19 protein-coding genes are annotated in these 22,899 nt (G+C 70.0%); 7 read left to right on the forward strand and 12 right to left on the reverse strand.

Annotation, left to right across the window (positions count from 1 at the left end):
- The first annotated feature begins 50 nt into the window (after window positions 1-50).
- The 3 genes from ISU10_RS06500 (at window position 51) to ISU10_RS06510 (ending at window position 2,642) form a co-directional block, all read left to right on the forward strand.
- Window positions 51-455: a universal stress protein gene (locus ISU10_RS06500; protein WP_194695589.1), complete on the forward strand. Its 405-nt coding sequence runs from the start codon at window positions 51-53 to the stop codon at window positions 453-455.
- Window positions 456-462: 7 nt separating this feature from the next.
- Complete coding sequence (locus ISU10_RS06505) at window positions 463-1,026, forward strand: HhH-GPD-type base excision DNA repair protein (protein ID WP_194695553.1); 564 nt, start codon at window positions 463-465, stop codon at window positions 1,024-1,026.
- Between the two features lie 131 nt (window positions 1,027-1,157).
- Window positions 1,158-2,642, forward strand: a complete 1,485-nt coding sequence (locus ISU10_RS06510) for an RNA polymerase sigma factor (RefSeq protein ID WP_370864858.1) — start codon at window positions 1,158-1,160, stop codon at window positions 2,640-2,642.
- A gap of 6 nt (window positions 2,643-2,648) precedes the next feature.
- Here ISU10_RS06510 and ISU10_RS06515 read toward each other — a convergent pair whose 3' ends face one another.
- The 3 genes from ISU10_RS06515 to ISU10_RS06525 all read right to left on the reverse strand — a co-directional run bounded on the left by ISU10_RS06515 (window position 2,649) and on the right by ISU10_RS06525 (window position 4,268).
- Window positions 2,649-3,482 (reverse strand): DMT family transporter, encoded by an 834-nt coding sequence (locus ISU10_RS06515; protein WP_194695554.1) that lies wholly within the window; start codon window positions 3,480-3,482, stop codon window positions 2,649-2,651.
- Window positions 3,483-3,486: 4 nt separating this feature from the next.
- Window positions 3,487-3,963, reverse strand: coding sequence for a DUF456 domain-containing protein (locus tag ISU10_RS06520; protein WP_194695555.1), 477 nt, complete (start codon window positions 3,961-3,963; stop codon window positions 3,487-3,489).
- 71 nt (window positions 3,964-4,034) lie between these two features.
- Complete coding sequence (locus tag ISU10_RS06525) at window positions 4,035-4,268, reverse strand: DUF7455 domain-containing protein (RefSeq protein ID WP_194695556.1); 234 nt, start codon at window positions 4,266-4,268, stop codon at window positions 4,035-4,037.
- Between the two features lie 518 nt (window positions 4,269-4,786).
- Here ISU10_RS06525 and ISU10_RS06530 point away from each other — a divergent pair.
- A complete protein-coding gene (locus ISU10_RS06530) occupies window positions 4,787-6,775 on the forward strand; it encodes a DNA gyrase/topoisomerase IV subunit B (protein WP_228499899.1) in 1,989 nt (662 codons plus the stop codon).
- Between the two features lie 381 nt (window positions 6,776-7,156).
- Here ISU10_RS06530 and ISU10_RS06535 read toward each other — a convergent pair whose 3' ends face one another.
- From ISU10_RS06535 to ISU10_RS06570, 8 genes are all read right to left on the reverse strand, one after another.
- Complete coding sequence (locus ISU10_RS06535; RefSeq protein ID WP_194695557.1) at window positions 7,157-7,699, reverse strand: hypothetical protein; 543 nt, start codon at window positions 7,697-7,699, stop codon at window positions 7,157-7,159.
- Window positions 7,699-7,950 carry a DUF4242 domain-containing protein gene (locus ISU10_RS06540; RefSeq protein ID WP_194695558.1) on the reverse strand — a complete coding sequence of 84 codons (252 nt, stop codon included), beginning with the start codon at window positions 7,948-7,950 and terminating at the stop codon, window positions 7,699-7,701. The genes ISU10_RS06535 and ISU10_RS06540 overlap by 1 nt, the downstream gene beginning before the upstream one ends.
- An 85-nt stretch (window positions 7,951-8,035) precedes the next feature.
- A complete protein-coding gene (locus ISU10_RS06545; protein WP_194695559.1) occupies window positions 8,036-10,624 on the reverse strand; it encodes an ATP-binding protein in 2,589 nt (862 codons plus the stop codon).
- Window positions 10,625-10,657: 33 nt separating this feature from the next.
- On the reverse strand, window positions 10,658-11,173 hold the full coding sequence (locus ISU10_RS06550; protein WP_194695560.1) for a beta-class carbonic anhydrase: 516 nt from the start codon (window positions 11,171-11,173) through the stop codon (window positions 10,658-10,660).
- Between the two features lie 18 nt (window positions 11,174-11,191).
- Entirely contained in the window at window positions 11,192-12,898 is a 1,707-nt protein-coding gene (locus ISU10_RS06555) for an MFS transporter (RefSeq protein ID WP_194695561.1), read from the reverse strand.
- Window positions 12,899-12,948: 50 nt separating this feature from the next.
- Entirely contained in the window at window positions 12,949-13,671 is a 723-nt protein-coding gene (locus ISU10_RS06560; RefSeq protein ID WP_194695562.1) for an LppX_LprAFG lipoprotein, read from the reverse strand.
- 5 nt (window positions 13,672-13,676) lie between these two features.
- On the reverse strand, window positions 13,677-16,163 hold the full coding sequence (locus ISU10_RS06565) for a DNA gyrase/topoisomerase IV subunit A (protein ID WP_194695563.1): 2,487 nt from the start codon (window positions 16,161-16,163) through the stop codon (window positions 13,677-13,679).
- Window positions 16,164-16,284: 121 nt separating this feature from the next.
- Window positions 16,285-16,641 carry a hypothetical protein gene (locus tag ISU10_RS06570; protein WP_194695564.1) on the reverse strand — a complete coding sequence of 119 codons (357 nt, stop codon included), beginning with the start codon at window positions 16,639-16,641 and terminating at the stop codon, window positions 16,285-16,287.
- 34 nt (window positions 16,642-16,675) lie between these two features.
- Here ISU10_RS06570 and ISU10_RS06575 point away from each other — a divergent pair, with 34 nt between their 5' ends.
- A complete protein-coding gene (locus tag ISU10_RS06575) occupies window positions 16,676-17,290 on the forward strand; it encodes a maleylpyruvate isomerase family mycothiol-dependent enzyme (RefSeq protein ID WP_194695565.1) in 615 nt (204 codons plus the stop codon).
- 13 nt (window positions 17,291-17,303) lie between these two features.
- Here the strand turns inward: ISU10_RS06575 and ISU10_RS06580 are convergent, their stop codons facing one another.
- Window positions 17,304-18,785: an LCP family protein gene (locus tag ISU10_RS06580; protein WP_194695566.1), complete on the reverse strand. Its 1,482-nt coding sequence runs from the start codon at window positions 18,783-18,785 to the stop codon at window positions 17,304-17,306.
- Window positions 18,786-18,848: 63 nt separating this feature from the next.
- Here ISU10_RS06580 and mmuM point away from each other — a divergent pair, with 63 nt between their 5' ends.
- Window positions 18,849-19,733 (forward strand): homocysteine S-methyltransferase, encoded by an 885-nt coding sequence (gene mmuM, locus ISU10_RS06585; protein WP_194695567.1) that lies wholly within the window; start codon window positions 18,849-18,851, stop codon window positions 19,731-19,733.
- Between the two features lie 56 nt (window positions 19,734-19,789).
- The gene (locus tag ISU10_RS06590; protein WP_194695568.1) at window positions 19,790-22,489 is read left to right on the forward strand and encodes a bifunctional acetate--CoA ligase family protein/GNAT family N-acetyltransferase; all 2,700 of its coding nucleotides are present in this window, start codon (window positions 19,790-19,792) and stop codon (window positions 22,487-22,489) included.
- Window positions 22,490-22,899 lie beyond the last annotated feature (410 nt).

The following is a 22,899-nucleotide window of genomic DNA, read 5'->3' on the forward strand; positions in this document are numbered from 1 at the left end:
TTGAGCCGAACGTTGAGCCGAACATTGAGCCGAACATTGAGGGAGTGCAGATGGGAACCATCGTCGTGGGCTACGTCCCCAAGCCTGAGGGTGACGCCGCGCTCGAACGCGCCATCGAGGAGGCCAAGCTGCGCGGCGACAAGCTTGTGGTCGTCAACTCCCATCGCGGAGGGCGCGAGTACGACGGCGAGGACGCCGTCAAGGACGACGAGCAGATGGCTGGGGTCAAGCAACGCCTTGAGTCCTCCGGCGTCGAGTTCGACCTGCGGCAGCTGGTCCGCGGCTTCGAGCCAGCCGAGGACCTGATCAGCATCGCCGAGGCCAACAGTGCCGATCTGATCGTCATCGGCCTGCGCCGCCGCTCGCCGGTCGGAAAGCTGATCCTCGGCAGCAACGCCCAGCGCATCCTGCTCGACGCCCACTGCGCCGTGCTGGCCGTCAAGGCAGGCGACTGACCGCCCGATGCCGCTCCACATCACCGGCGACGACCATGCCGACCAGGTCCTGACCGACGACCCGTTCGCGGTGCTGGTGGGGATGCTCCTGGACCAGCAGTACCCCATGGAGCACGCCTTCCGCGGCCCCAGCAAGATCCTCGACCGCTTCGGCACCCTCGACCCAGCGGCCATGGCCGCCGCCGACCCCGAGGAGTTCGCTGCCATGGCCTCGACGCCACCGGCCATTCATCGCTACGGCCGCTCCATGGCGGGCCGCGTGCAGGCACTGGCCACGATCGTCAACGAGCAGTACGGCGGCCGTGCCGAACGACTGTGGACCGAGGCGTCGTCGGGCGCCGACCTGCTCGCGCGCGTCGTGGCCCTGCCCGGCTTCGGCAAGCAGAAGGCCCAGATCTTCGTGGCCCTGCTCGCCAAGCAGCTCGAAGTACGTCCCGAGGGCTGGGAGCAGGCAGTCGGGGACTACGCCCTGGACGGCTATCGCTCCGTCGCCGACGTCACCGACCCCGAGTCGCTGCAGAAGGTGCGCGACTACAAGAAGGCGAAGAAGGCCGCAGCAGCGAGAGCCTGACGAGGCTCTTCTCCCCGGCGCCCGGCCGTGGGCAGGGCTCGGTTCGGGGTGCCACCACTTGCATGGCAGAATGACCACGCGGCTCTTGACGACAGCGGGACCTGCCGCGCCCCGAAGCCCTTTCACGAGAGGTGTTCGTGTCCTCGAACCCGCGCAAGACCCTCCCTGCAGGCGTGCTCACCCACTCCGCCATCCAGGCCCTCATCGCGCAGGCGCGACCCTCGGGGACCGTCGCACCCGACGACGTACGCCGGGCGACTGAGGAGGCCGGTGTCGAAGCGCGCGACCTCAAGGCGCTGATGACCCACCTGGCCGGCCTCGGCATCTCGGTGGAGATGGCTTCGGTCCAGCGCGCCGTGGCGGCGACCACGACGAAGAAGACGACGACGGCCAAGGCCGCCAAGGCGCCCGCGAAGGCAGCCGCCACGAAGGCCCCGGCGAAGAAGGCTCCCGCCAAGGCCGCTCCGTCAGACGCGCCGGCTGAGGAGCCTGCATCCGACTCGGTGGCCGGTGACGCGGTCGAGCCGGACGTGGTCATCGGCCCCGACGGCAAGAAGGTGCTTCCCGACCTCCCCGACGACCTGTTCGAGAAGGACGTCGCAGCCGACCCGTCGATCGTCGAGGACGAGAAGGAAGCCTCCTCCGGCTTCGTGGTCTCCGAGGCCGACGACACCGACGAGCCCGAGCAGCAGGTCATGGTTGCCGGCGCGACCGCCGACCCGGTCAAGGACTACCTCAAGCAGATCGGCAAGGTCCCGCTGCTCAACGCCGAGATGGAGGTCGAGCTCGCCAAGCGCATCGAGGCTGGCCTGTTCTCCGAGGAGAAGCTCGGCAAGGGCGGCAAGATCTCGGTCAAGCTCGAGGAGGAGCTCGAGTGGATCGCCGAGGACGGCCGCCGCGCCAAGAACCACCTGCTCGAGGCCAACCTGCGCCTGGTCGTGTCGCTGGCCAAGCGCTACACGGGCCGCGGCATGCTCTTCCTCGACCTGATCCAGGAGGGCAACCTCGGTCTGATCCGCGCCGTGGAGAAGTTCGACTACACCAAGGGCTACAAGTTCTCGACCTACGCGACCTGGTGGATCCGGCAGGCCATCACCCGCGCGATGGCCGACCAGGCCCGCACCATCCGCATCCCCGTGCACATGGTCGAGGTCATCAACAAGCTCGCGCGCGTGCAGCGCCAGATGCTCCAGGACCTCGGTCGCGAGCCGACGCCAGAAGAGCTGGCCAAGGAGCTCGACATGACCCCCGAGAAGGTCATCGAGGTCCAGAAGTACGGCCGCGAGCCCATCTCGCTGCACACCCCGCTCGGTGAGGACGGCGACTCCGAGTTCGGCGACCTCATCGAGGACTCCGAGGCGATCGTCCCGGCCGACGCCGTGTCGTTCACGTTGCTCCAAGAGCAGCTCCACGCTGTCCTCGACACGCTCAGCGAGCGCGAGGCCGGGGTGGTCTCGATGCGCTTCGGGCTCACCGACGGTCAGCCCAAGACCCTCGACGAGATCGGCAAGGTCTACGGCGTCACCCGCGAGCGGATCCGTCAGATCGAGTCCAAGACGATGAGCAAGCTGCGTCACCCGAGTCGCTCCCAGGTGCTGCGCGACTACCTCGACTGAGGAGGGCTAGCCGGTCGCCACGAGCACGACTGCCGCCGCGCACATACCCAGGCCGATCGCCTGGGCGCGGTGGAAGTGCTCGCGCAGGACGGTAGCGGCGAGCAGCACCGTGAACGCGGGGTAGAGCGAGGTGACGACCGAGGCGATGCTCAGGTAACCCTCACGGGTCGCGTAGAGGAAGCAGCCCATCGCGGCGGTGCCGAGCACGCCGGCGGCTGCGCCGCCGGGAACGGTCGCCGGACTGGGACGCCATGACTGGCCCAGCGCGAGCGCGACGAGCACGATGACCGCGCCGGCCACCAGCTGGTTGAGCGCCAGCGGCAGCAGACCGGCGTCGTCGGAGAGCTGTGCGAGGGCGACGAAGAAGAAGCCGAAGCCCAGTCCCGCCAGGCTGCCGTCGAGCACCCCTCCGGGCGCGGACGGGCCACCGAGGCCGTCGGGCTCCCGGGCCACGAGCCAGATGGCCGGTACGGCCAGGGCGATACCGACCCAGACCATCAGGGCGGGTCGCTCGCCCAGCGCGACTCCGACGATCACCGGGATCACCGCGGCGCCGACGCCGCTGACCGGTGCGACGACCCCCATCCGGCCCGAGGAGAGGCCGCGGTAGAGGAACGCGGTCCCGAAGCCGTTGCCGACACCGGCGGCCACGGCCCACCCGAAGTCGGCCGTCCTCGGATCGCCAGAGACGGCGAGGGACGTGGCCACGACAGTGATGGCGCCGGCCAACGAGGCCACCAGGGCCACGCCCCAGGCGCTCCCACGCTTGCTCGTCAGCCCGCCGCAGAAGTCGGCAAGGCCGTAGGAGAGCGCAGCCAGCAGGCTGAACAGCACGGCCACGTCGTCAGGTCACCACGACGCCCACGGCCCAGGTCAGGGCCGCCAGCACGCCCGCCGCGAGCTCGATGAGGATGCTGACCCCGACGGCGCGCAGCGCCTCCAGTGTGGAGGGCCAAGCGGCTGCGGCCCCGACCCGGCGGTGCTCGGCGAGGTAGACGCCGAGCACGAACCCGATGAACAGGCCGATGACGGGGATCACGAAGAAGCCGACGATCCCCAGGCCGATTCCGAACCAGGTGGTGGAGGAGGGGATGCCGGAGGTCTTCAGCCGGCGTCCGGGGACGGCGTACTTCACCACCGTGCCGACCACGAGGATGACGGTCGCCACACCGACGACCGTCCAGGCGCTGGCGCCGCCTGTGTCGGCGGCCCACACCACGATCGCCGCCAAGACGATGACGAGTCCGGGCAGGATCGGTACCAGCACCCCGACGAGGCCGACCAGGATCGCCAGGGCGACCAGGACCTCCAGCGGACTCACGGCCGCCACCCTAGACAACGGCCCCGGACCTTGAGGTCCGGGGCCGTCGTATGTCGGTGGGTTGCGGGGGCTCAGCGCTCCTCGGCGGACGCGGCCGCGGGCTTGTCGGCAAGTCGGTGGGTCTCATCGACGACGTTTGCGGCGACGGCCTTGAGGGCATCGCCGTGCTCGCGTGCGTGGTGAGCGCAGAAGAGGAGCTCACCGCCGCTCAGCAGCTCGACCCTGAGGTAGGCCTGGGCCCCGCAGCGGTCGCATCGGTCAGCAGCGCTCAGCGCGGCGGAGCCTGGGGCAACGGCAGTGGTCACTTCGGCCTCATTTCTAGTCACGGTGACTGACTCAACCTAGCGACCAGGGTCAACATTCCCATCAGGTACCCAGGTGCTACGTGGTGCAGAACACCTTCACTCAAACACGTGGTGTGCGTTCGTCTCGCTGTTTCTCATTCGTCGGAACGACCATCCGTGGATGGGTGTCCCCCCAACTACGAGTGTGCCTCGCTCGTCCTACCTCCGGGTGGGAATCGCTTCATTCCGGTCCCAGATCGTGCCCTCTCCGTGATGCAACGCACCGTATCGACGGTGACACTCACCGTAGACCCGCCGTGTTACGGGAGATGGCAGACCGCAGTTCGCGTCATCGGCGTGTCGAGAACCCCGTCAACCGGTCTGGACAGGCGTGGCTGCGCGGCGCTGTCGGCGCGCGCAGGTAGGTTGGGTGAAGACGCAAGCACGACCGCAGGAGCCCGGAGATCGCCGACCACACCTACAACGCCGCCCACCTCCTCGTCCTCGAGGGACTCGAGGCGGTGCGCAAGCGGCCAGGCATGTACATCGGCTCGACCGACACACGCGGTCTGATGCAGTGCCTGTGGGAGATCATCGACAACGGCGTCGACGAGGCCCTGGCCGGCGCCGCCCACACCGTGCAGGTCACGCTGCACCCTGACGGCTCCGCCGAGATCCATGACGACGGTCGCGGCATCCCCACCGACAAGGAGCCCAAGACCGGCCTGCCGGGCGTCGAGGTCGTGGCGACCAAGCTGCACGCTGGCGGCAAGTTCGGCGGAGGGTCCTATGTCGCCACCGGCGGTCTGCACGGCGTCGGCCTCTCAGTGGTCAACGCGCTCTCCTCACGGATGGACATCGACGTCGAGCGGTCCCCGGCCGAGCAGGGCATCAGCTTTCGTCGCGGGGTCCCCGGGGTGTTCGACTCGGACGGCCCGACGGCGGGCTTCACGGCGAAGTCCGGCTTGTCGCGCAAAGGTGGCCGGGTAGCCAAGGCCAGGTCCGGCACCCGCATCCGCTTCTGGCCCGACCGCCAGATCTTCACCAAGGACGCGACCTTCGAGCTCGAAGGCCTGCTGGGCCGCGCGCGCCACACCTCGTTCATCGTTCCCGGCCTCGAGCTGGTCATCCGCGACCTGCGCGGCGACACCCCCGTCGAGGAGAAGTTCCGCCATGACGGCGGCATCGCCGAGTTCGTCGAGTACCTGGCGCGCGACGAGCCGGTGACCGATGTGATCCGCCTGCAGGGCAGCGACACCTTCGTGGAGACCGTGCCGCTGCTCGACGACAAGGGCCACATGACGCCCCAGGAGGTCGAGCGCGAGCTCGGCATCGACATCGCGGTGCGCTGGGGCACCGGCTACGACACCGAGCTGCGGTCCTACGTCAACGTGATCGCCACCCCCAAGGGCGGCACCCACGTGAGCGGCTTCGAGCAGGCGATCACCAAGACCTTCAACGACGTGATGCGCTCGGCCAAGGCACTCAAGGTCGGCGACGCCGACGTGATCAAGGACGACGTGCTCGAAGGCCTGACCGCGGTGGTCACGGTCCGACAGGCCGAGCCGCAGTTCGAGGGCCAGACCAAGGAGATCCTCGGCACCCCGCAGGTTCGTGCCTCGGTCCGCAAGGTGGTCTCCGCCGAGCTCAAGAGGTTCCTGACCTCGACCAAGCGTGCCGAGAAGGCCCAGGCCCGGCTGCTGATGGAGAAGGTCGTCGGAGCGTCCAAGACACGCATCGCCGCGCGCCAGCACAAGGAGACCCAGCGTCGCAAGAACGCCCTGGAGTCCTCCGCGCTGCCGGCCAAGCTGCGTGACTGCCGGGCGGCCGACAACGAGCGTACCGAGCTGTTCATCGTCGAGGGTGACTCCGCGCTCGGCACTGCCAAGGACGCCCGCGACTCGGAGTTCCAGGCGCTCCTGCCGATCCGGGGCAAGATCCTCAACGTCCAGAAGGCCTCGGTCGGCGACATGCTCAAGAACGCCGAGTGCGCCTCGATCATCCAGGTCATCGGCGCCGGCTCGGGGCGCACCTTCGACCTCGACGCCGTGAGATACGGCCGGATCATCTTCATGGCTGACGCCGACTCCGACGGTGCCCACATCCGCTGCCTGCTGGCGACGCTGTTCTTCAAGTACATGCCGGGTCTGATCGAGAGCGGCCGGGTGTTCTCCGCGGTCCCGCCGCTGCACCGCATCGAGATGACCAACCCCAAGAAGGGGATGGACCGCTACGTCTACACCTACTCCGATGCCGAGCTGCAGCGAAAGCTCGCCGAGCTGACCAAGAAGGGTGTGCGCTGGAAGGACCCCGTCCAGCGATACAAGGGCCTCGGTGAGATGGACGCCGACCAGCTGGCCGAGACCACGATGGACCCCCGTCACCGCACCCTGCGTCGGCTCACCGTCGACGACGCCGACGACGCGCTGCGGATCTTCGAGCTCCTGATGGGCTCCGACGTGGCTCCGCGCAAGGAGTTCCTGGTCGTCAACGGCAGCCAGCTGACCGACGAGGACCTCGACTTCTGATGGTGGGCGAGGCGACGTCGTTGCAACGTCGCTGGCTCGCGGGGCGAGTCCTCGCGTGGTGTGCGTTGGCGGCTCTTGCCGTCGCCTGGGCGGGCCAAGCCGGTGCGGAGTCGTGGGACCGCGACAACTGCGGTCCTCAAGCGGGCGACTGCGATCTCGGCTTCTTGATGCGCGGGCTGCCTTGGGCTGGACTGGCCCTGCTGGGCGTCGTCGTCCTGGCTGTGGTGGTCGAAGTCGGGTGGGCTCGGCGCCGGCGCCGGCGTCGGTCGAGTCGGGAGTGAAGCTCGCATCGGGCGCCATCCGCATCTGGGCAAACCGCGGTGGGCGAGTGTCGGTTTCACCCTGAAACCAACCCTCACCCACCGCTTGTCATGCAGGACCTCAGGGACAGGTGACCCGCGGGTTCCAGTCCTCGAACATGCCGTTCGGGTTCGCCTTCCAGGCCCACACGTGCAGCTCGTAGAAGGCGGGCAGCCCGTAGCGGTTGCCTTCCTTGACCAGCTCGAACTTCTGCCCGAACAGCTGCGGGCGGCCTGTCGGGTGCTCCGCACGCCAGGCCTCCTGGAACACGACGTACTCCAGCGCGACCAGTTTGCGGCCAGTGGGCGTGGGGTCGTAGACCAGCAGCTCAGGCGTCTTGGCGTGCACCTCGGCGTCCCCGACGAGGTCGCCGTTGACGAAGTGCACCCCCATGCCGCCCTCGCCCGGCATGTCGATGCAGGCGATGCCGGCGGCGTCCTTGAGCCTGGCGTAGCCATCGGCCTTGGCGTTCTTGAGCGCGTGGTACTGGCGCGTCGCGTCGCGGACGCGCTCCAGCCACGCAGGCGCGGCCTGCGAGGGAGCCGGCAGAGCCAACAGCGTTGCCGAGACGGCTGCTGCACTGGCCATGGCCAGGGCCGCGCGCCAAGACGTGCGGCCGGACATCACGAGCCCTCCTGCACCAGGTGGACCTCGTCGGCCACCAGGCCGTGGGCCTCCTTGTGCACGATGTTGGCGGCGTCCGGGGACGGCGCCTCGACGAGGCAGAAGATCTCGCCACGGTCCTCGTCGACCCAGTAGCGCAGGTACTTCACGTCGTACTTGTCCTGGACCTCGAGGTCAGCGAGGTGGGCCTTGGCGACGTCGTCCACGCTGACGGGCTCGCCGAGGTGGTGGACGTCCATGTAGAGCGGCATGGTTTCTCCTTGGTAGTGGTCTGCCAGTCATGTGCTGGCGACCACGAACCTAGGAACTGCGAGGGGTCCAAGGGATCGGTAGCGACTACCCATGCCGGGCGAGGGGATGCCCATTTCCGGAGTAGGCAGCCGCCTGGTGCCGGTTGGCGACTCCGAGCTTGGTCAGCACCGACCCCACGTGGTGGTGCACCGTCCGTGGCGAGATCACCAGGCGGGCCGCGATGTCAGCGTCGCTGAGACCCTCGCCCAGCAGGCCGAGCACCTCCTGCTCGCGCGCGGTGAGGCCCTGCGGATGCCCACGGGTCGCCGACCGCGGCCCGGCGGGTACGACGCGAGCGCCTGCCGCGCGGAGCTTGCGACGCACCATCGCGGCGGCAGGCACGGCACCAAGGGCGTCGAGCCGGCTGAGCGCGTCGACCAGGTCCTGCTCGTCGTCGGAGCCCAGCAGCGCCATGGCCGCGTCGTAGGGCCTGCCCACCGCATCCCACAGCCTGACTGCCTCGTGGATGTCGCCCTTGACCTCGGCGGCAAAGGGGCCGAGCAGGCCGACCGCCTCGCCCTCGGCGCCCTCGGAGATCCGGTAGCGCAGCAGCTCGACGTTCTTCTGCTCCGAGGTAACCGTCGTTGCGAACGCGGTTGCCTTCTCGAGCTCCTCGAGGGCCTGCTCGTGCTCTCCGGCCAACCACCGTGCCTCGGCGCGTGCCTGGCGGCAGATGGTGGCGTAGGAGGCGATTCCGGAGGCGTCCGTCGACCTGGTCGCCTCGTCCAGGCACTCCCAGACACCGGCGGCACCCCGCCGGGCTCGCGCCTGGCCGAGAGGCACCAGGAACGTCACCCGGTTGATGGGGGAGGACCGGTCGCCCGACAGCGGACCCGCGGCGATGGACTCGACCTCGTGCCAGCGGCCGGTGGCGGCCAGCAGTCCGGCCTGGCCGCCGGCCAGGCACAGCCCGCTGGTGTGGTTGTCGTTCTCCTCGCAGTACGTCATGCCTTCGCGGAAGTAGCGTTCCGCCTCGGAGTAGCGCATCGCGTCGACCAGCATCGACTGGACGTTGGCGAGCGCCCGCCCTGCCTGCTCGTGGAGTGCATGCGTCAGGGCGATGTCGAGGGCCTCGCGGATCCAGTCGTACCAGCGTTCGCTGCGGTCGTACTCGACGCAGGCCATGGTGTTGAGGGCGTCGCTCGCGACATCGGGCAGGTCCAGTGCCTCGGCGAGGTCGCGTGCGCGTGCGGCATGCAGCAGGCTGACCTCGGCGTCGACGTCCATGAACTCTCCGGCCAGGCGGGCGAGCGCCCAGGCCAGCTCCCGTGACGGCCCGAGGGGCTCGAGCACGGCCAGGGCCTCTCGCGCCGCGGCCCGCTCCTCATCTCCACGGCACAGCCGGTAGTACGCCGTCGAGAGCCGCCGCAGGGCGTCGCCCTCCTTCAGCGGCACGGCGCCCGAGCGCCACAGGGCCAGGGACTCCTCGAGCGCGGTCGCGGCCCTGTCGAACTGGTCGAGGGCCGACAGCTGCGCGGCGAGCTTGTCGAGCAGGTCGGCTCGCACCAGTGGACGGTCGGCCGGGACGAAGCGGAGGGCGCGCTCGTACTGCGCGACGGCCTCGCGTCGTGACGCGAGCGCGGCCGAGCGGTCCCCGGCGCGGCGCGCGTGACGAACCGTGGACTCGGCATCGAACGCACCGGCCGCGTGGTGGGCCAGGCGGGCGTCGTCGGAGACGCCGAGGTCCTGGAGCGCGGCGAGGATGCCGGTGTGGAGCGCGGCCGCGCGGCGCGGGCTCACCTCGACACCGACGGCGCGACGGGCGATCTCGTGGCGGAACCGCAGCAGCGGTCCATCGGCGATCAGCAGCCCCGCGCGCACGGGCTCGTCGAGGGCCTCGTCGGTCGCGCCGGTCACCCGCTCGAGAAGGGCGAACTCGACGCGCTCGCCGATCAGCGCAGCCGCGTCGAGCACCTCGCGACCGGTGGGCGTGAGCCGCTCGGCGCGGGCGAGTACCGCGTCGCGCGCCGACGCTGGTAGCTCATCGCCTTCGGACCGCAGCACCTCCGCGACGAAGAAGGGGTTGCCACCCGTCAGGACGTGCACCTCATCGGCGGGGTGGCCGGTGCCGGCGCTCAGCTCCTCGATGGCGGTAGACGTGAGCGGCGGCAACGAGATCCGCCTGGTCGAACGTTGGGTCGATGCTTCGCCCACCGCTTCGCGCAGAGCGTGGTTCTCGGCCAGCCCGTCGTCTCGGTAGGTCGCGATGACCAGCGTTGCCAGACGGCGCAGGCGTCGCGACAGGTGGCCGACCAGGTCCAGGGTCGCCTCGTCGGCGAAGTGCAGGTCCTCGATGACCAGCACCGAGAGGCCGTCGTGCTCGCGTATCGCAGTCAGCAAGGCCGAGAACCGGGCCTCCCTGGGTACTCCGTCGGTACACGCGACCTGGACGGCGCCGCCCCACTGGTCGGCGACGTCGCGCAGTGGCCCCAGGGCGGACGGGGTGAACATGCCGCCGCAGGCGCTCCAGGCGACGCGTGCGTCAGGCAGGGCGTCGACGAAGGCGTCGACCAGGGTCGACTTCCCTATCCCGGCCTCACCCGACACCAAGACGAGTCGCCCGTCGCCGCGGCGCGCATCGGCGGCGTACTCCTCGAGCGCCCCGAGCTGCAGCTCCCTCTCCAGCACTTGCACAGGTACCAGTGTGCGCGCCGAGCGCTGGGGCGACTAGACCAAGCGGTCGATGCGTCCGGTGTCGACGTCGTAGATGAACCCGCCGACCCGGACGGTGTCGGGGATCAGCGGGTGCGTGCGGACCTTGGCAACGTCCTCCTCGAGCGCAGCCCGCTGGTCCTCGACGACGTTGAACTGCTGCCAGGCGACGTCCTGCCCCGCCGAGCGGCCGACGCGCTCGCGCAGCTCGGCCTGGGTCGAGGCCGTCATCGCGCAGCGGGTGTGGGGGACGACCAGGATCCGGTTGACGTTGAGGAGGTGGACGCCGAGCACTAGGGCCTCGAGCGCCGAGGAGGTCACCCGCCCGCCGGGGTTGCGGAAGATCTTGGCGTCGCCGTGGTGCAGGCCCAGCATTCGCAACGGGTCGATGCGGGAGTCCATGCACGTGACGATCGCCACGCCCGCGTGGGCGATGCCGTCGAAGTCTGCGTCGTCGAAGTGCTCGGCGTAGTCGGCGTTGGCGGCCAGGAGGTCGTCGAAGCCGTCATCGAACTCGTGGGGGGCGCTCACGGGGCCTGAGCGTAACGCTCAGCCACCGGCGCGCAGCAGCGTGCCCGGGTCGAGAGAACGCGTCTGGGCCGTGCGGAACAGCACCAGCGCCAGCACGCCCGCGATGACCGCGCACACCGCGGCCCCCAAGAAGACGGTGTGCTCCTGCGCGATGCCGGCCTGCTTGAGCAACAACGTGAACGCGTCGCACCGGCTCTTGCCGTCGCAGACCTCGCGGACATTGGGCATGTCGGACTGCTCGGCGTAGTAGCGGCGCAGACCGATCGTGGTCAGGGCCGAGATGCCGACCAGCATGCCGACCATCCTCGCCACGACGACGCTGGCGGTGGCGAGCCCATGGACACTGTGGTCGGTCGAGGCGAGCACGGCAGCGTTGACCGGTGCCAGGGCGAGTCCGAAGCCAAAGCCGCCGACGACCAGTGGCACGGTTGCGCCGGCGTGCTCGAGCGTCTCGAGGTCCCAGCCGCTCATCCACACGAACCCGACCGCCGCGAGCGCCATGCCCATCGCGGTGACGACCCCGGCCGGCAGGCGCTGGGTGAGGTAGCCGCCGACGACGGCACCGACCGGCAGTGCGACCAGGAACCGCACGAGCACGAGCGCGGCCATCAGCTGGGAGTCGGCGTAGACGGTGGTGCGGGCGAAGATCGGGATGTCGATGAGCGCGGCGATGAGGGCAGCACCGACGAAGAAGCTCACCGCCAGCGAGCCCCAGGCGGGCGTGCGACGCAGGGCACCGGTCGGAATGATCGGGGCCGCGGCTCGCCGCAGGTGGACGACGAACGCCACGGCGGCGATCGCGCCGCCCAGGAGGTACCACAGGCCGCGGTCGGAGAAGACCTCGACGCGAGGGTCGGCTGTAGCAAAGGCCAGGATCACCCCCGACAGCGCGACGGCGAGGAGCAGAGCACCTCGGAGGTCGGCCTCCCGCGCGATGCCGGCCCAGCTCCGCACGTCGACGAGCGGCCGGCTGGCGGTCAAGGTGCGCACCGCAAACAGCGCCGCGGCCACGATGGCCACGGCCCCCACAGGTGTCCACCAACGGGATTCGCCGGCGAAGGGCACGAACATCTCCCCCCAGGTGATGTCGCGCATCAGCGGTGGCGGTTGCAAGAAGACCAACGAGCCCGCGGCAAGCGTCAGGAGCAGCAGCAGGGAACCCGGCCAGTCGAACCTTCCGGTCGCCGGTTCGGTTGGGCCTGCGAGCCGGCGGATCGCGAGAGCCAGCACGAGCCCGACGAGGAGGTTGACCGCGAAGATGAACCGCCAGTCCGCCACCGACAGCACCACTGCGCCGAACAAGGGGCCGAGCACGCTGCCGATCTCCTGGACGGCGGAGACGACGCCCAGCGGAATGCCGCGGCGCTCGACGGGGTAGAGGTCGGCGACGAGCGCGAGCGTGGCAGGCACCAGCCCACCGCCGCCGACCCCCTGGAGGAACCTGCCGAGCACCATCGTCGGCATGTCGTAGGCCAGTGCCGTGAGCAGCGAGCCTGCTGCGAAGACGACCAGCGCCGCGACCAGTACGGGGACCCGGCCACGCAGGTCGGCGATCCGGCCGATGAGCGGCAACATGGCGACGTACCCGAGCAGGAACCCGGACACGATCGGGGCGGCCTTCTGCAGCTGATCGATCGGCACACCGACCGCGGCCATCATCTCGGGCAGGGCGAGCACGACGACGTAGGTGTCGGCGGCGGCGAAGGCGACGGCGACTGCCGCCATGGCCAGCAGCGTGCGCGGCCGGGCGGAGGTCGAGAGAGGCTCAGGCGGGCTCACACGGGATCACACGGGGCCTGGATGTCCTTGGTGGTGCCGTAGTCGTCGAAGCCGACGGTGTAGGTGTTGGCGTCGGCGTCCGGGTAGAAGACGCCGGTCAGTGCCAATTCGCGCAGCTCGTCGTCGTCGGTGATCTGGGCCGTCAGCCCGAAGTCGCCGGAGGCGCCAGGGATCACCTTGGCCACGACCTCGCCTGGCACCGTGCCCGTGTACTTGGTGAGGATCTCGTTGTTGTCGGCGCCGCCGCGGATGCTCTCGTTCTTCTCCAGGTCGGTGGCGGCGCCGAGGATCGCCGCGAAGCCGTTGTCGGGGGAGAGGAAGCCGGCCGGGTCAGGAGCTCCGTAGTCGGCCGGGTCGACGTCGGACCAGCCGGGGGTGAGCGGGATCTGGGCGCACACCAGGTCGTCGACCCCGACGACCGGGACCTCGAAGGCCTGACCGCTCAGCGTCACCGTGAGCGAGCCCTCGAAGGCGGGCGCGTCGGTAGCGGTGCCTTCGGCCTTCTGGATGCCGTTGATGCCCTCCGGCAGGTCCTTGGTCTCGAGGGTGAGGTTGACGCCGGGGGTGACGGTCAGCCGGGCCTGTGCGGCCGAGAACACGTCCTCGGGCGTCTTGGCGCCAGACTTGGAGCCCGAGTCGTCACCGCCGCACGCCGACACCGACGCGCCGAGGGCGAGGACGAGCGCGGGTACGACGCCCATCCAGGTCCGCTTGGTCACGAGCGTCAGCCTCGCACACCGGACAGCACGGCCAGTGCCGATGCGACCGGTCCGGCACAGGCAGCGATCGGCTGGGTGCCGGGAGTGCCCGAACCGTCTCGGCGGCCCGTGGCCTCGGGCAGGTCGACCGGAGCACCGCTGGCCGCGGCAGCCCGGGCCGGCGCGGTGCCCGCCCAGGCCAGCACCAAGGTGTCCTCCCCCTTGAGGAACCGGTGGCACCGGACCCCGCCGGTGGCCCGGCCCTTGCCGGGGTACTCGGCGAAGGGCGTCACCTTCAGTGCTCCGGGCTCGGTGCCAGGCAGCGCGGTGGAGGAACCCGAGGCCGTCACGACCACGGCGCCGTCGCCGGCAGCCAGGTCGATCGCACCGAACCAGACGACCCGCTCTCCGGCCGCCACCCGGACCCCCGCCATTCCGCCGCCCGCACGGCCCTGAGGGCGGACCCCGTCTGCGCCGAAGTGGAGCAGCTGCGCGTCGGAGGTGATGAAGCACAGCGTCTCGGACCCGGTCGCCAGGTCCGTGGCACCGACCACCTCGTCGTCGTCCTTGAGGCCGATAACGTCCCACTCGTCGCGGTTGGAGAGCACTTCGGGGTTGACCCGCTTGACCACGCCCTGGCGGGTGCCGAGCGCGAGGCCCGGTCCGTCGGTGCGCAGGCCGGTGAGGGCGAGCGCGCGCTCACGCGGATCGAGCGAGAGCACCTCGCTCAGCGGGAGGCCGCCTTGGAGATTGGGGTCGTTGGCCGACGCCGGCAGCGTGGGCAGGTCGAGCACGCCGATCTTGAGGACGCGGCCGCGACTCGTGACCACTCCGACCTCGCCCCTCGCGGTCGTGCGGACGGCGGACACGATGACATCGTGGTTGGCCCGGGAGTCGCCGCGGCCGGGGACCTCGTCCGTCGACGAGCGCGCAAGGAGCCCGGATGAGGAGAGGAAGGCGAAGCACGGGTCGTCGGTGACCTCGAGCGGTGTGGCGGTCGTGGTCACCGCGGTGCCGGCCGACTCGAGCAGGACCGTGCGGCGCGGGGTGCCGTAGGTCTTGGCGACCTCCGCGAGCTCGTCGGAAACGACCCGCCAACGCAGCTGCTCGTCGCCGATGATCGCGTCGAGCTCCTCGATCTCGCGCTCCAGCTCGGACTGCTCCTTCTCGAGCTCGATACGAGAGAACTTCGTGAGGCGGCGCAGCGGCATCTCGAGGATGTAGTCGGTCTGGACCTCACTGAGGTCGAAGACCTGCATCAGGCGCTCCTTGGCCTCGGCGGCGTTGTCGCTGGAGCGGATCAGCTGGATCACCTCGTCGATGTCGAGGATGGCGATCAGCAGGCCCTGCACGCGGTGCAGGCGTTCGGCGGCCTTGCCGCGGCGGAACTCCGAGCGTCGGCGTACGACCTCGAAGCGGTGGTCGAGGAAGACCTGCAGCAGCTCGCGGAGCCCGAGCGTGCGCGGCTGCCCGTCGACGAGCGCGACAGTGTTGATGCCGAAGGAATCCTCGAGCGGCGTCTGCTTGTAGAGCTGCTCGAGCAGGGCCTCGGGGTGGAAGCCGTTCTTGACCTCGATGACCAGGCGCAGACCCTTGGCGCGGTCGGAGAGGTCCTTGACGTCGGAGATCCCTAGCAGCTTCTTGGACTGGACGAGCACCTTGATCCGCTCAACGACCTTCTCGGTGCCGATGCCGTAGGGGAGCTCGGTGACCACGATGCCCTTGCGGCGGCCGAGGTTCTCGACCCGGGCGCTGGCGCGCATGCGGAAGCTGCCGCGCCCGGTCTCGTAGGCCTCCTTGACGCCGTCAAGTCCGACGATCTTGCCGCCGGTCGGAAGGTCAGGACCGGGGATGAAGCGCATCAGCGTCTCGACCGAGGAGTCGGGGTGCTTGATCAGGTGACGGAGCGCCTGCACGACCTCTACCAGGTTGTGGGGTGCGATGTTGGTGGCCATGCCGACCGCGATGCCGGTGGTGCCGTTGACGATCAGGTGGGGGATCGCCGCCGGCAGCACGCTCGGCTCGGTCTCGCGGGAGTCGTAGTTGGGGCGGAAGTCGACCGTGTCCTCGAGGATCCCGTCAGTCATCGCGACCGCGGGAGGCGCCATCCGGCACTCGGTGTAGCGCATGGCTGCCGGACTGTCGTCAGGAGATCCGAAGTTGCCGTGTCCGTCGATGGTGGGCAGTCGCATGGACCAGGGCTGGGCCATGCGGACCAGCGCGTCGTAGATCGCACCGTCACCGTGGGGGTGGAGACGACCCATCACCTCTCCGACGACGCGTGCGCTCTTGACGTGGCCGCGGTCGGGACGCAGGCCCATGTCGGCCATCGTGTAGAGGATGCGGCGCTGGACAGGCTTCAGGCCGTCGCGGGCGTCGGGCAGGGCGCGGGAGTAGATGACGGAGTAGGCGTACTCGAGGAACGAGGACCGCATCTCCTCGCCGACGTCGGTGTCGACGATGTGCTCCTCGAAGTCGTCGGGGAGGTCCTGCTTCGTGGTGCGCCGCGCCATGCGGGCATTCTCCCCGTCCGCGCCGACGGTTGGGTCGTGGGCTCGCCGGGTCAGGCGGACGTCATACGTTCTGGTCGCTATAGCGACCACTTCGTATGACGTCCCGGAGGATCTCGGGGTCTCAGGCGGTGCCGGTCTCGGGGGGCTCGCCCCCAGCAGGGGCCGTCTGCTCGTCGTACCGCTTCAGGACCAGCACGCACACGGCGAGCGCCAACGCGGGCACCAGGAGCGTCCAGATCGTCGCGGGCACCGTCACCAGGCAGCCGACGCAGACAAGGGTGGCCCCGAGTCCAGGTCGATGTCGGTGGACGGCCTCGCCGGTCAGTAGCAGGGCACCGCCGCCGACGAGCGTGCCGAACCAGAAGGGGATCCCGCCGTCACCCGACTTGACGGCACGAGTCGTCTCGGCGATGCCGGCGGCGACGTAGATGAGCCCGAGACCTAGGACGGCCCAGCGAGTGAGCCTGAGGCGGGTCACACCTCACGTTAAGTCCGGTGTCTAGCCTGCGGCCATGCACTTCGACTGGGACCAGTCCCGACAGGCATTCCACGACGCGGCCGGGTGGTACCTCGCCGTCACCGGGCGCGTCGGTGACCGATGGGATGAGCCCGGGCTGGGGGAGTGGACCGTGCGTGACCTGGTCGGCCACACCAGCCGGTCTTTCGTCACCGTCGAGACCTACCTGGCCCAGCCAGCGGACACGGTCACGCTCGAGACGGCAGGCGACTACATCCGGGCCGCGAGCGTGGTGGCGCGTGGCCCCGAGGTCGCCCAGCGCGGACGCGACGCGGCCGCGGCGCTCGGCCCTGACCCGGTCGCGGCCGTGTCCGGGATCGGGGCTCGCGTCCGGCACCTGGTCGACGACTGCACCGGTCAGGAGCTGATGACCACGATCGTCGGCGGGATGCGGCTGGGCGACTACCTGCCGACCCGTACCTTCGAGCTCGCCGTGCACACGGCCGACCTGGCCGTGGCCTTGGGCGAGCCGCTCGACGTACCTGCCTCGGCGGCGCGCCAGGCGCTCGCCGTCGTCGCGGACATCGCGGTGAGCGAGGGCAAGGCAGGGCCGCTGCTGTTGCAGGCAACTGGGCGTACGGGGCTGCCCGAGGGATTCTCGGTCTTCTGACGACCGTGTTGCGTCAGGGGCTGGGCCAGCCCTCCGGGTTGTGGGCGCAGCTGTCCTTGACGTCGACCGCGTCGCCGGGATCGTCGGCTTCGGAGCCGGCGCGTGGTTTGGGTCGACCATCGAGGCGCGCGATCGCCTTCTGCACCGACTCCTGCATCCACGCGAAGTCCGGGTCGCCGGAGAAGAACCGGTCGGAGCGGACGAACGCCACCGAGCGCATCCGGCGGTCCTTGACCTTGAGCCCGAGGTTGACCAGGGCCGGCAGGACCGAGCGCGGTACGTCGGTGCGCACGATCTGCTTGCCGGTCTTGGCGAGGTCGAGGTAGCGGCGTACGACGGTCACCGGGTCGGCTGCCTCGGCGATCGCGCCGACCATGCAACGCTGCCGCAGCATCCGCTCGTAGTCGTCGGATCCCCAGCGACCTCGTGCGAACCACAGGGCATGGAACCCGTCCAGGTGCTGGTCGGGACCTGGCTCGAGGTAGCCGGTCGGCGGGATGCCGCGGTCGGTGTCGCCGTTGATCGCCACGGGCTCGTTGATGTTGACGGTCACGCCGCCGATGGCGTCGACCACCTGCTGGAAGCCGAGGAGGTTGACCAGCACGTAGTAGTCGACGGGGATGCCGAGGCTCCCGGCCACTGCCTGCTTCAGCGCGTCGGCGCCCTCGTTGTCGGACTTGCCGAGGATGCCCGGGTGGAGGGCCGGCACCTGTCCGTAGATCGCGTTGAGCATCGCGCTGTCGGGCGCGTAGGGGTCGGTGTACCCGTCGGGGTAGAGCGCGTGGAGTGGGCTGTCGGCGGGGAACTGGGCGTGCAGCATGTTGCGCGGCAGGCTGAAGATGACCGACTTCCCCGACGACGTGTCGATGACCAGCAGCATGATCGAGTCGGTGCGCACGCCCTCGCGGGAGACGGAGCCGTCGCCACCGAGCAGCAGGATGCTGACCCTCTCCCGGCCGGCCCACGGGTCGTCATGGGTGACCCCTCGGGGGGCGGTGGCCGTCTGGTTCTCGGTGAACAGCGTCTCGACCAGGTCGGCCTGCGCCGTGGCGACTCGCATCGAGTGGGCGACGGGCAGGGCGGCCAGGAGGCAGGCCACGACGACGAAGACCGCTCCGGAGGCCGTGCGCAGCCGGGGCGCGTGCAGCGGACGTGCCCAGACGTAGGTCGCGATGAGACTCATCGCCCACACGGCGAGCGCGACACCGAGCGCGACCGACACGGTGCGCAGCCGTTCGGGGTCCGTGGCCAGCTCGACGAAGGGGTCCAGGTCTCGCACCGTGGCCAGCAGGTAGACAGCGCCGCCGACGAACGGGGCCAGGAGCACGTACCCGATGACGCGTCCGGTCCACAGGATCCCGGCGCCCGGGAACACCGCTCCGAACAGCGTGACTCCGAGGGCTCCGCGGACGGTGCGCGCGCGACGCTGACGGACCAGTCGGTCCAGCCGGTCGCGTCTTCGGGCGCGGTGGGACCCCGCACGCTGCTGGTGCACGAGAGAAGAATGCCGGTAGAAGTGCCGAAATGGGTGTAAGCGGCGATCAGTGAGGATGTGCGTGTGCTCGACCTCGACCAGCCCGTGGTGCTCGACGGCGGTCTGTCCACCGTCTTGGAGGAGCAGGGCGCGGACCTCAGCGGCTCGCTGTGGACCGCCCGGCTGCTGGCCGAGGAGCCAGAGCGGATCGCGGCTGCTCATCGCGCCTTCTTCGACGCGGGTTCCCGGGTGGCGACGACCGCGAGCTACCAGGCGAGCGTGGAGGGGCTGGTGGCGGCGGGGCACGACGAGGACGACGCGCGGCAGCTGATCCGACGTAGCGTGACGATTGCGCGCGAGGTCGCGCAGGAGTTTCCCGGAGCCCTGGTCGCCGCGTCGGTCGGGCCGTACGGTGCCTTTCTCGCCGACGGCTCGGAGTACCGGGGCAGGTACGACGTCACCGCGGCGCGCCTGCGCGAGTTCCACGGACCGCGGCTGGAGCTCCTCGCCGAGGCCGGCCCCGACCTGCTGGCCGTCGAGACCATCCCCGACGCCGACGAGGCCGAGGTGATCGTCGAGCTGCTGGACGAGATCGGAGTGCCGGCGTGGTTCAGCTACTCGGTCAGGGGCAGTCGCACCAGCGCCGGACAGCCCCTCGTCGCTGCGTACGGCGTGCTGCGCTCGTGCCGCTCGCTCGTCGCGGCGGGCGTCAACTGCTCCGACCAAGCCGACGTCCTCCGCGCTGCCGAGTGCGCGGTGGCCGTCACGGGTCTGCCTGCGGTCGCCTACCCGAACCGCGGCGGCGCGTGGGACGCGGACTCCAAGACCTGGGCCTACGGCGAGCCGCTCGACCTCGACCTGGTGCCGGCCTGGCTGGACGCCGGCGTACGTCTGCTCGGGGGCTGCTGCGGCAACGGTCCCGCGGACATCGCGCGCCTGGCGGACCGAACCCGGCCCGAGTCGGCCTAGCCGCGGCGACACCTCGGCGTCACTGACACGTCATAGGCGGTCGGTAGCCTGCTCCGGTGACGAACGTCGAGCAGGAAGCCGCCGCCGCACCGCGGCACTGGGAGGCCGACGTCCTGCTGCGCGACGGTCAGAGCGCGCACATCCGGCCGATCCGGCAGGACGACGGCGACCTGCTGGTCCAGTTCTACGACCGCGTCTCCGACCAGTCGAAGTACTTCAGGTTCTTCACCGCGATGCCGAAGCTCTCCGAGCGCGACGTCCGGCGCTTCACCCACGTCGACCACGTGCAGCGAGTGGCGTTCGTCGTCACCCTCAACAGGCGGATCATTGCGCTGGGCAGCTACGAGGGCGACGGCTCGGGGCGGGCCGAGGTGGCGTTCCTCGTCGAGGACGCCCAGCAGGGGCGCGGGATCGGCCAGCTGCTGCTCGAGCACCTCGCGCAGGCCGGTCGGGAGCGTGGCATCGAGCGGTTCGTGGCCGAGGTGCTGCCCGACAACGAGCGGATGATCCTGACCTTCCGTGACGCCGGCTACCGCCTGGTCAGCGACATCGAGGACGGCGTGATGACGCTGGAGTTCCCGATCGAGACGACCGACACGGCAGCCGGGGTGATGGCCAACCGCGAGCACCGTGCCGAGGCGAAGTCGATCGAGATGTTCTTCAAGCCGCGGTCGGTCGCCGTCATCGGCGCCAGCCGGCGGCAGGACACCATCGGCCAAGCACTCGTGCGTCATCTGGTGCTCGGCGACTACGCCGGACGGGTCTACGTCGTCAACGACCGGGCGACCTCCGTATCGGGCATGCCGGCTCACGCGACCGTGAGCGAGATCCAAGACGACGTGGACGTGGCGATCGTGGCGGTGCCGGCCGACTCGGTGCAAGACGTGGTGCTCGACTGCGCCAACAAGGGCGTGCATGGGCTGGTGGTGATCTCGTCCGGGTTCGCCGAGGTCGGGGAGGAGGGGAGGCGTCGCCAGCGCCGGCTGCTCGGGCTGTGCCGCTCCTACGGACTGCGGCTGATCGGACCCAACTGCCTGGGCATCATCAACACCGATCCTGCGATCCAGCTCAACGCCTCGCTGTCGAGCCACATGCCGGCGCGGGGCCGCGCGGGCTTCTTCTGCCAGTCCGGCGCGCTGGGTTCCGCGATCCTCGAGAAGGTCACCAACCGTGGGCTCGGCCTCTCCACGTTCATCAGCGCCGGCAACCGCGCGGACGTCTCGGGCAACGACGTGCTCCAGTACTGGGAGGAGGACGACGCCACCGAGGTGGTGCTCCTCTACCTGGAGTCCATCGGCAACCCACGCAAGTTCTCCCGCATCGCCAGACGGGTCTCGCTGCGCAAGCCGATCATCGCGGTGCGCTCGGGCCGCACCACCCAGGGCGTGCCGATGGGCCAGATCGTCCGCCGGATCGGAGCGCCGCAGCGTGCCGTCGACGCGATGTTCAAGCAGGCCGGCGTCATCCAGGTCGACACCCTCGACGAGATGTTCGACGTCGCCCAGCTGCTCGCCCACCAGCCCCTCCCACGCGGCCGACGGGTGGCGATCATCGGCAACAGCGACGCGATCGGTCTGCTCGCATCTGACGCCGCGTCATCGGTCGGTCTGGTCGTCAACCGCTCGATGTCCCTCGGCGCCGAGGCGACGGCCGAGGACTTCGAAGATGCCCTCGACGCAGCCATCGACGACCCCGACATCGACTCTGTGGTCGCGGTCTACGTGCCGCCGATCAACACCTCCGGCGAGGACGTCGCCCGCCTGCTGGCCGCCGTGGGGGAGCAGTCCGACAAGCCGATCGTCTCGTCGTTCCTCGGCGCCGAGGGCGTCCCCGAGCTGCTCCGCGTCCCCGATGTCGCAGGTGCCAGTGCCGGACGCGGCTCCGTGCCGTCGTACCCCGCCATCGAGTCCGCCGTGCGCGCGCTGGCCTCCGTCGTCGGGTACGCCGTGTGGCTGCGCACCCCCAATGGTCCGGTCGCGATGGTCGCCGAGGCCGAGCCCGCGGCGGCGAAGAAGTTCGTCAACCAGATCCTCGTCGAGCACCCCGACGGCACCGACCTGACCCACAGCGAGCTGCAGACCCTGCTGGCCTGCTACGACATCGACCTGTGGGACGCGACCCGGGTCTCGACGCTGCGCGACGCGGTCAGGGCCGGAAAGGAGCTCGGTTGGGACGTGGTGCTCAAGGCGACGGCCGACCGGCTCCGCGAGCGCCCCGACCTGGCCCATGTCTGGCGCAGCATCGACAACCAGACCGAGATGCGCCAGGCCTGGCGCAGCCTCAACGACATCATCACCGATCCCGGCTCGGCGGGCTTCGTGGTGCAGAAGAACGCACCGCCGGGCATCCCGGTCAGCGTCGCGTCGGTGGAGGACCCGCTGTTCGGTCCGGTGGTCTCGTTCGGGATCTCGGGCCCGCTGACCGAGCTGCTCGAGGACCGGTCCTTCAGGATCCCGCCGCTTGGCGAACGCGACGCCGAGGCGATGGTGCGCGAGATCAAGGCAGCACCGATCCTGTTCGGCTACCGGGGCAGTGAGGCGGTCGACGTACCCGAGGTCGAGCGCCTCGTCCAACGCGTCGCCCAGCTCCAGCACGATCTGCCCCAGGTCGCCTCGCTCGAGCTCTCGCTCGTACTTGCCGGCGCCGAGGGATTGACCGTGCTCACCGCCTCTGGCCGCGTCGAGCCGGTCGCCGACCCGCGCTCCGACTGGTTCGTGCGGAGGCTCCCCGACCTGGCCGACACCCTGCCTGGTTAGCTCGCGCTCTGTCGTTTGGCTCGCTTCGCCCGCTCCGTCGTTTGGCTCGCTTCGCTCGCATGTCCGCGCGCTATGACCCTTGGTCTTCCTCCTCGCTCCGGTCGCTGCGCTCCCTGCGCTCGTCGTGCAGACCACAGCGGCGCCTGTCTTGTCACGGCTGGTTGAGGAAGGCGCGCTGGCGCCTGTCTCGAAACCGGGTGAGCGGATCATCGACCTGCTCCGCGGTTTCGAGACGGGACTTCGTCCCTCCTCAACCAGCGGCTAGTCAGGGACGCGCGCGGACGAACTGCCCGTGTCGTTTTGGCTCGCTCCGCTCGCATGTCCGCGCGCTATGACCCTTGGTCTTCCTCCTCGCTCCGGTCGCTGCGCTCCCTGCGCTCGTCGTGCAGACCACAGCGGCGCCTGTCTTG

Origin of the sequence: Nocardioides agariphilus (assembly GCF_015352445.1) — a bacterium.
Classification (GTDB): Bacteria; Actinomycetota; Actinomycetes; order Propionibacteriales; family Nocardioidaceae; genus Nocardioides; species Nocardioides agariphilus.

Coding starts and splice junctions, on each gene's coding strand:
- ISU10_RS06500 (WP_194695589.1), top strand. CDS start 51: ATGGGAACCATCGTCGTGGGCTACGTCCCCAAGCCTGAGGGTGACGCC.
- ISU10_RS06505 (WP_194695553.1), top strand. CDS start 463: ATGCCGCTCCACATCACCGGCGACGACCATGCCGACCAGGTCCTGACC.
- ISU10_RS06530 (WP_228499899.1), top strand. CDS start 4,787: ATGTACATCGGCTCGACCGACACACGCGGTCTGATGCAGTGCCTGTGG.
- ISU10_RS06535 (WP_194695557.1), bottom strand. CDS start 7,699: ATGTCCGGCCGCACGTCTTGGCGCGCGGCCCTGGCCATGGCCAGTGCA.
- ISU10_RS06540 (WP_194695558.1), bottom strand. CDS start 7,950: ATGCCGCTCTACATGGACGTCCACCACCTCGGCGAGCCCGTCAGCGTG.
- ISU10_RS06555 (WP_194695561.1), bottom strand. CDS start 12,898: ATGGCGGCAGTCGCCGTCGCCTTCGCCGCCGCCGACACCTACGTCGTC.
- ISU10_RS06565 (WP_194695563.1), bottom strand. CDS start 16,163: ATGGCGCGGCGCACCACGAAGCAGGACCTCCCCGACGACTTCGAGGAG.
- ISU10_RS06575 (WP_194695565.1), top strand. CDS start 16,676: ATGCACTTCGACTGGGACCAGTCCCGACAGGCATTCCACGACGCGGCC.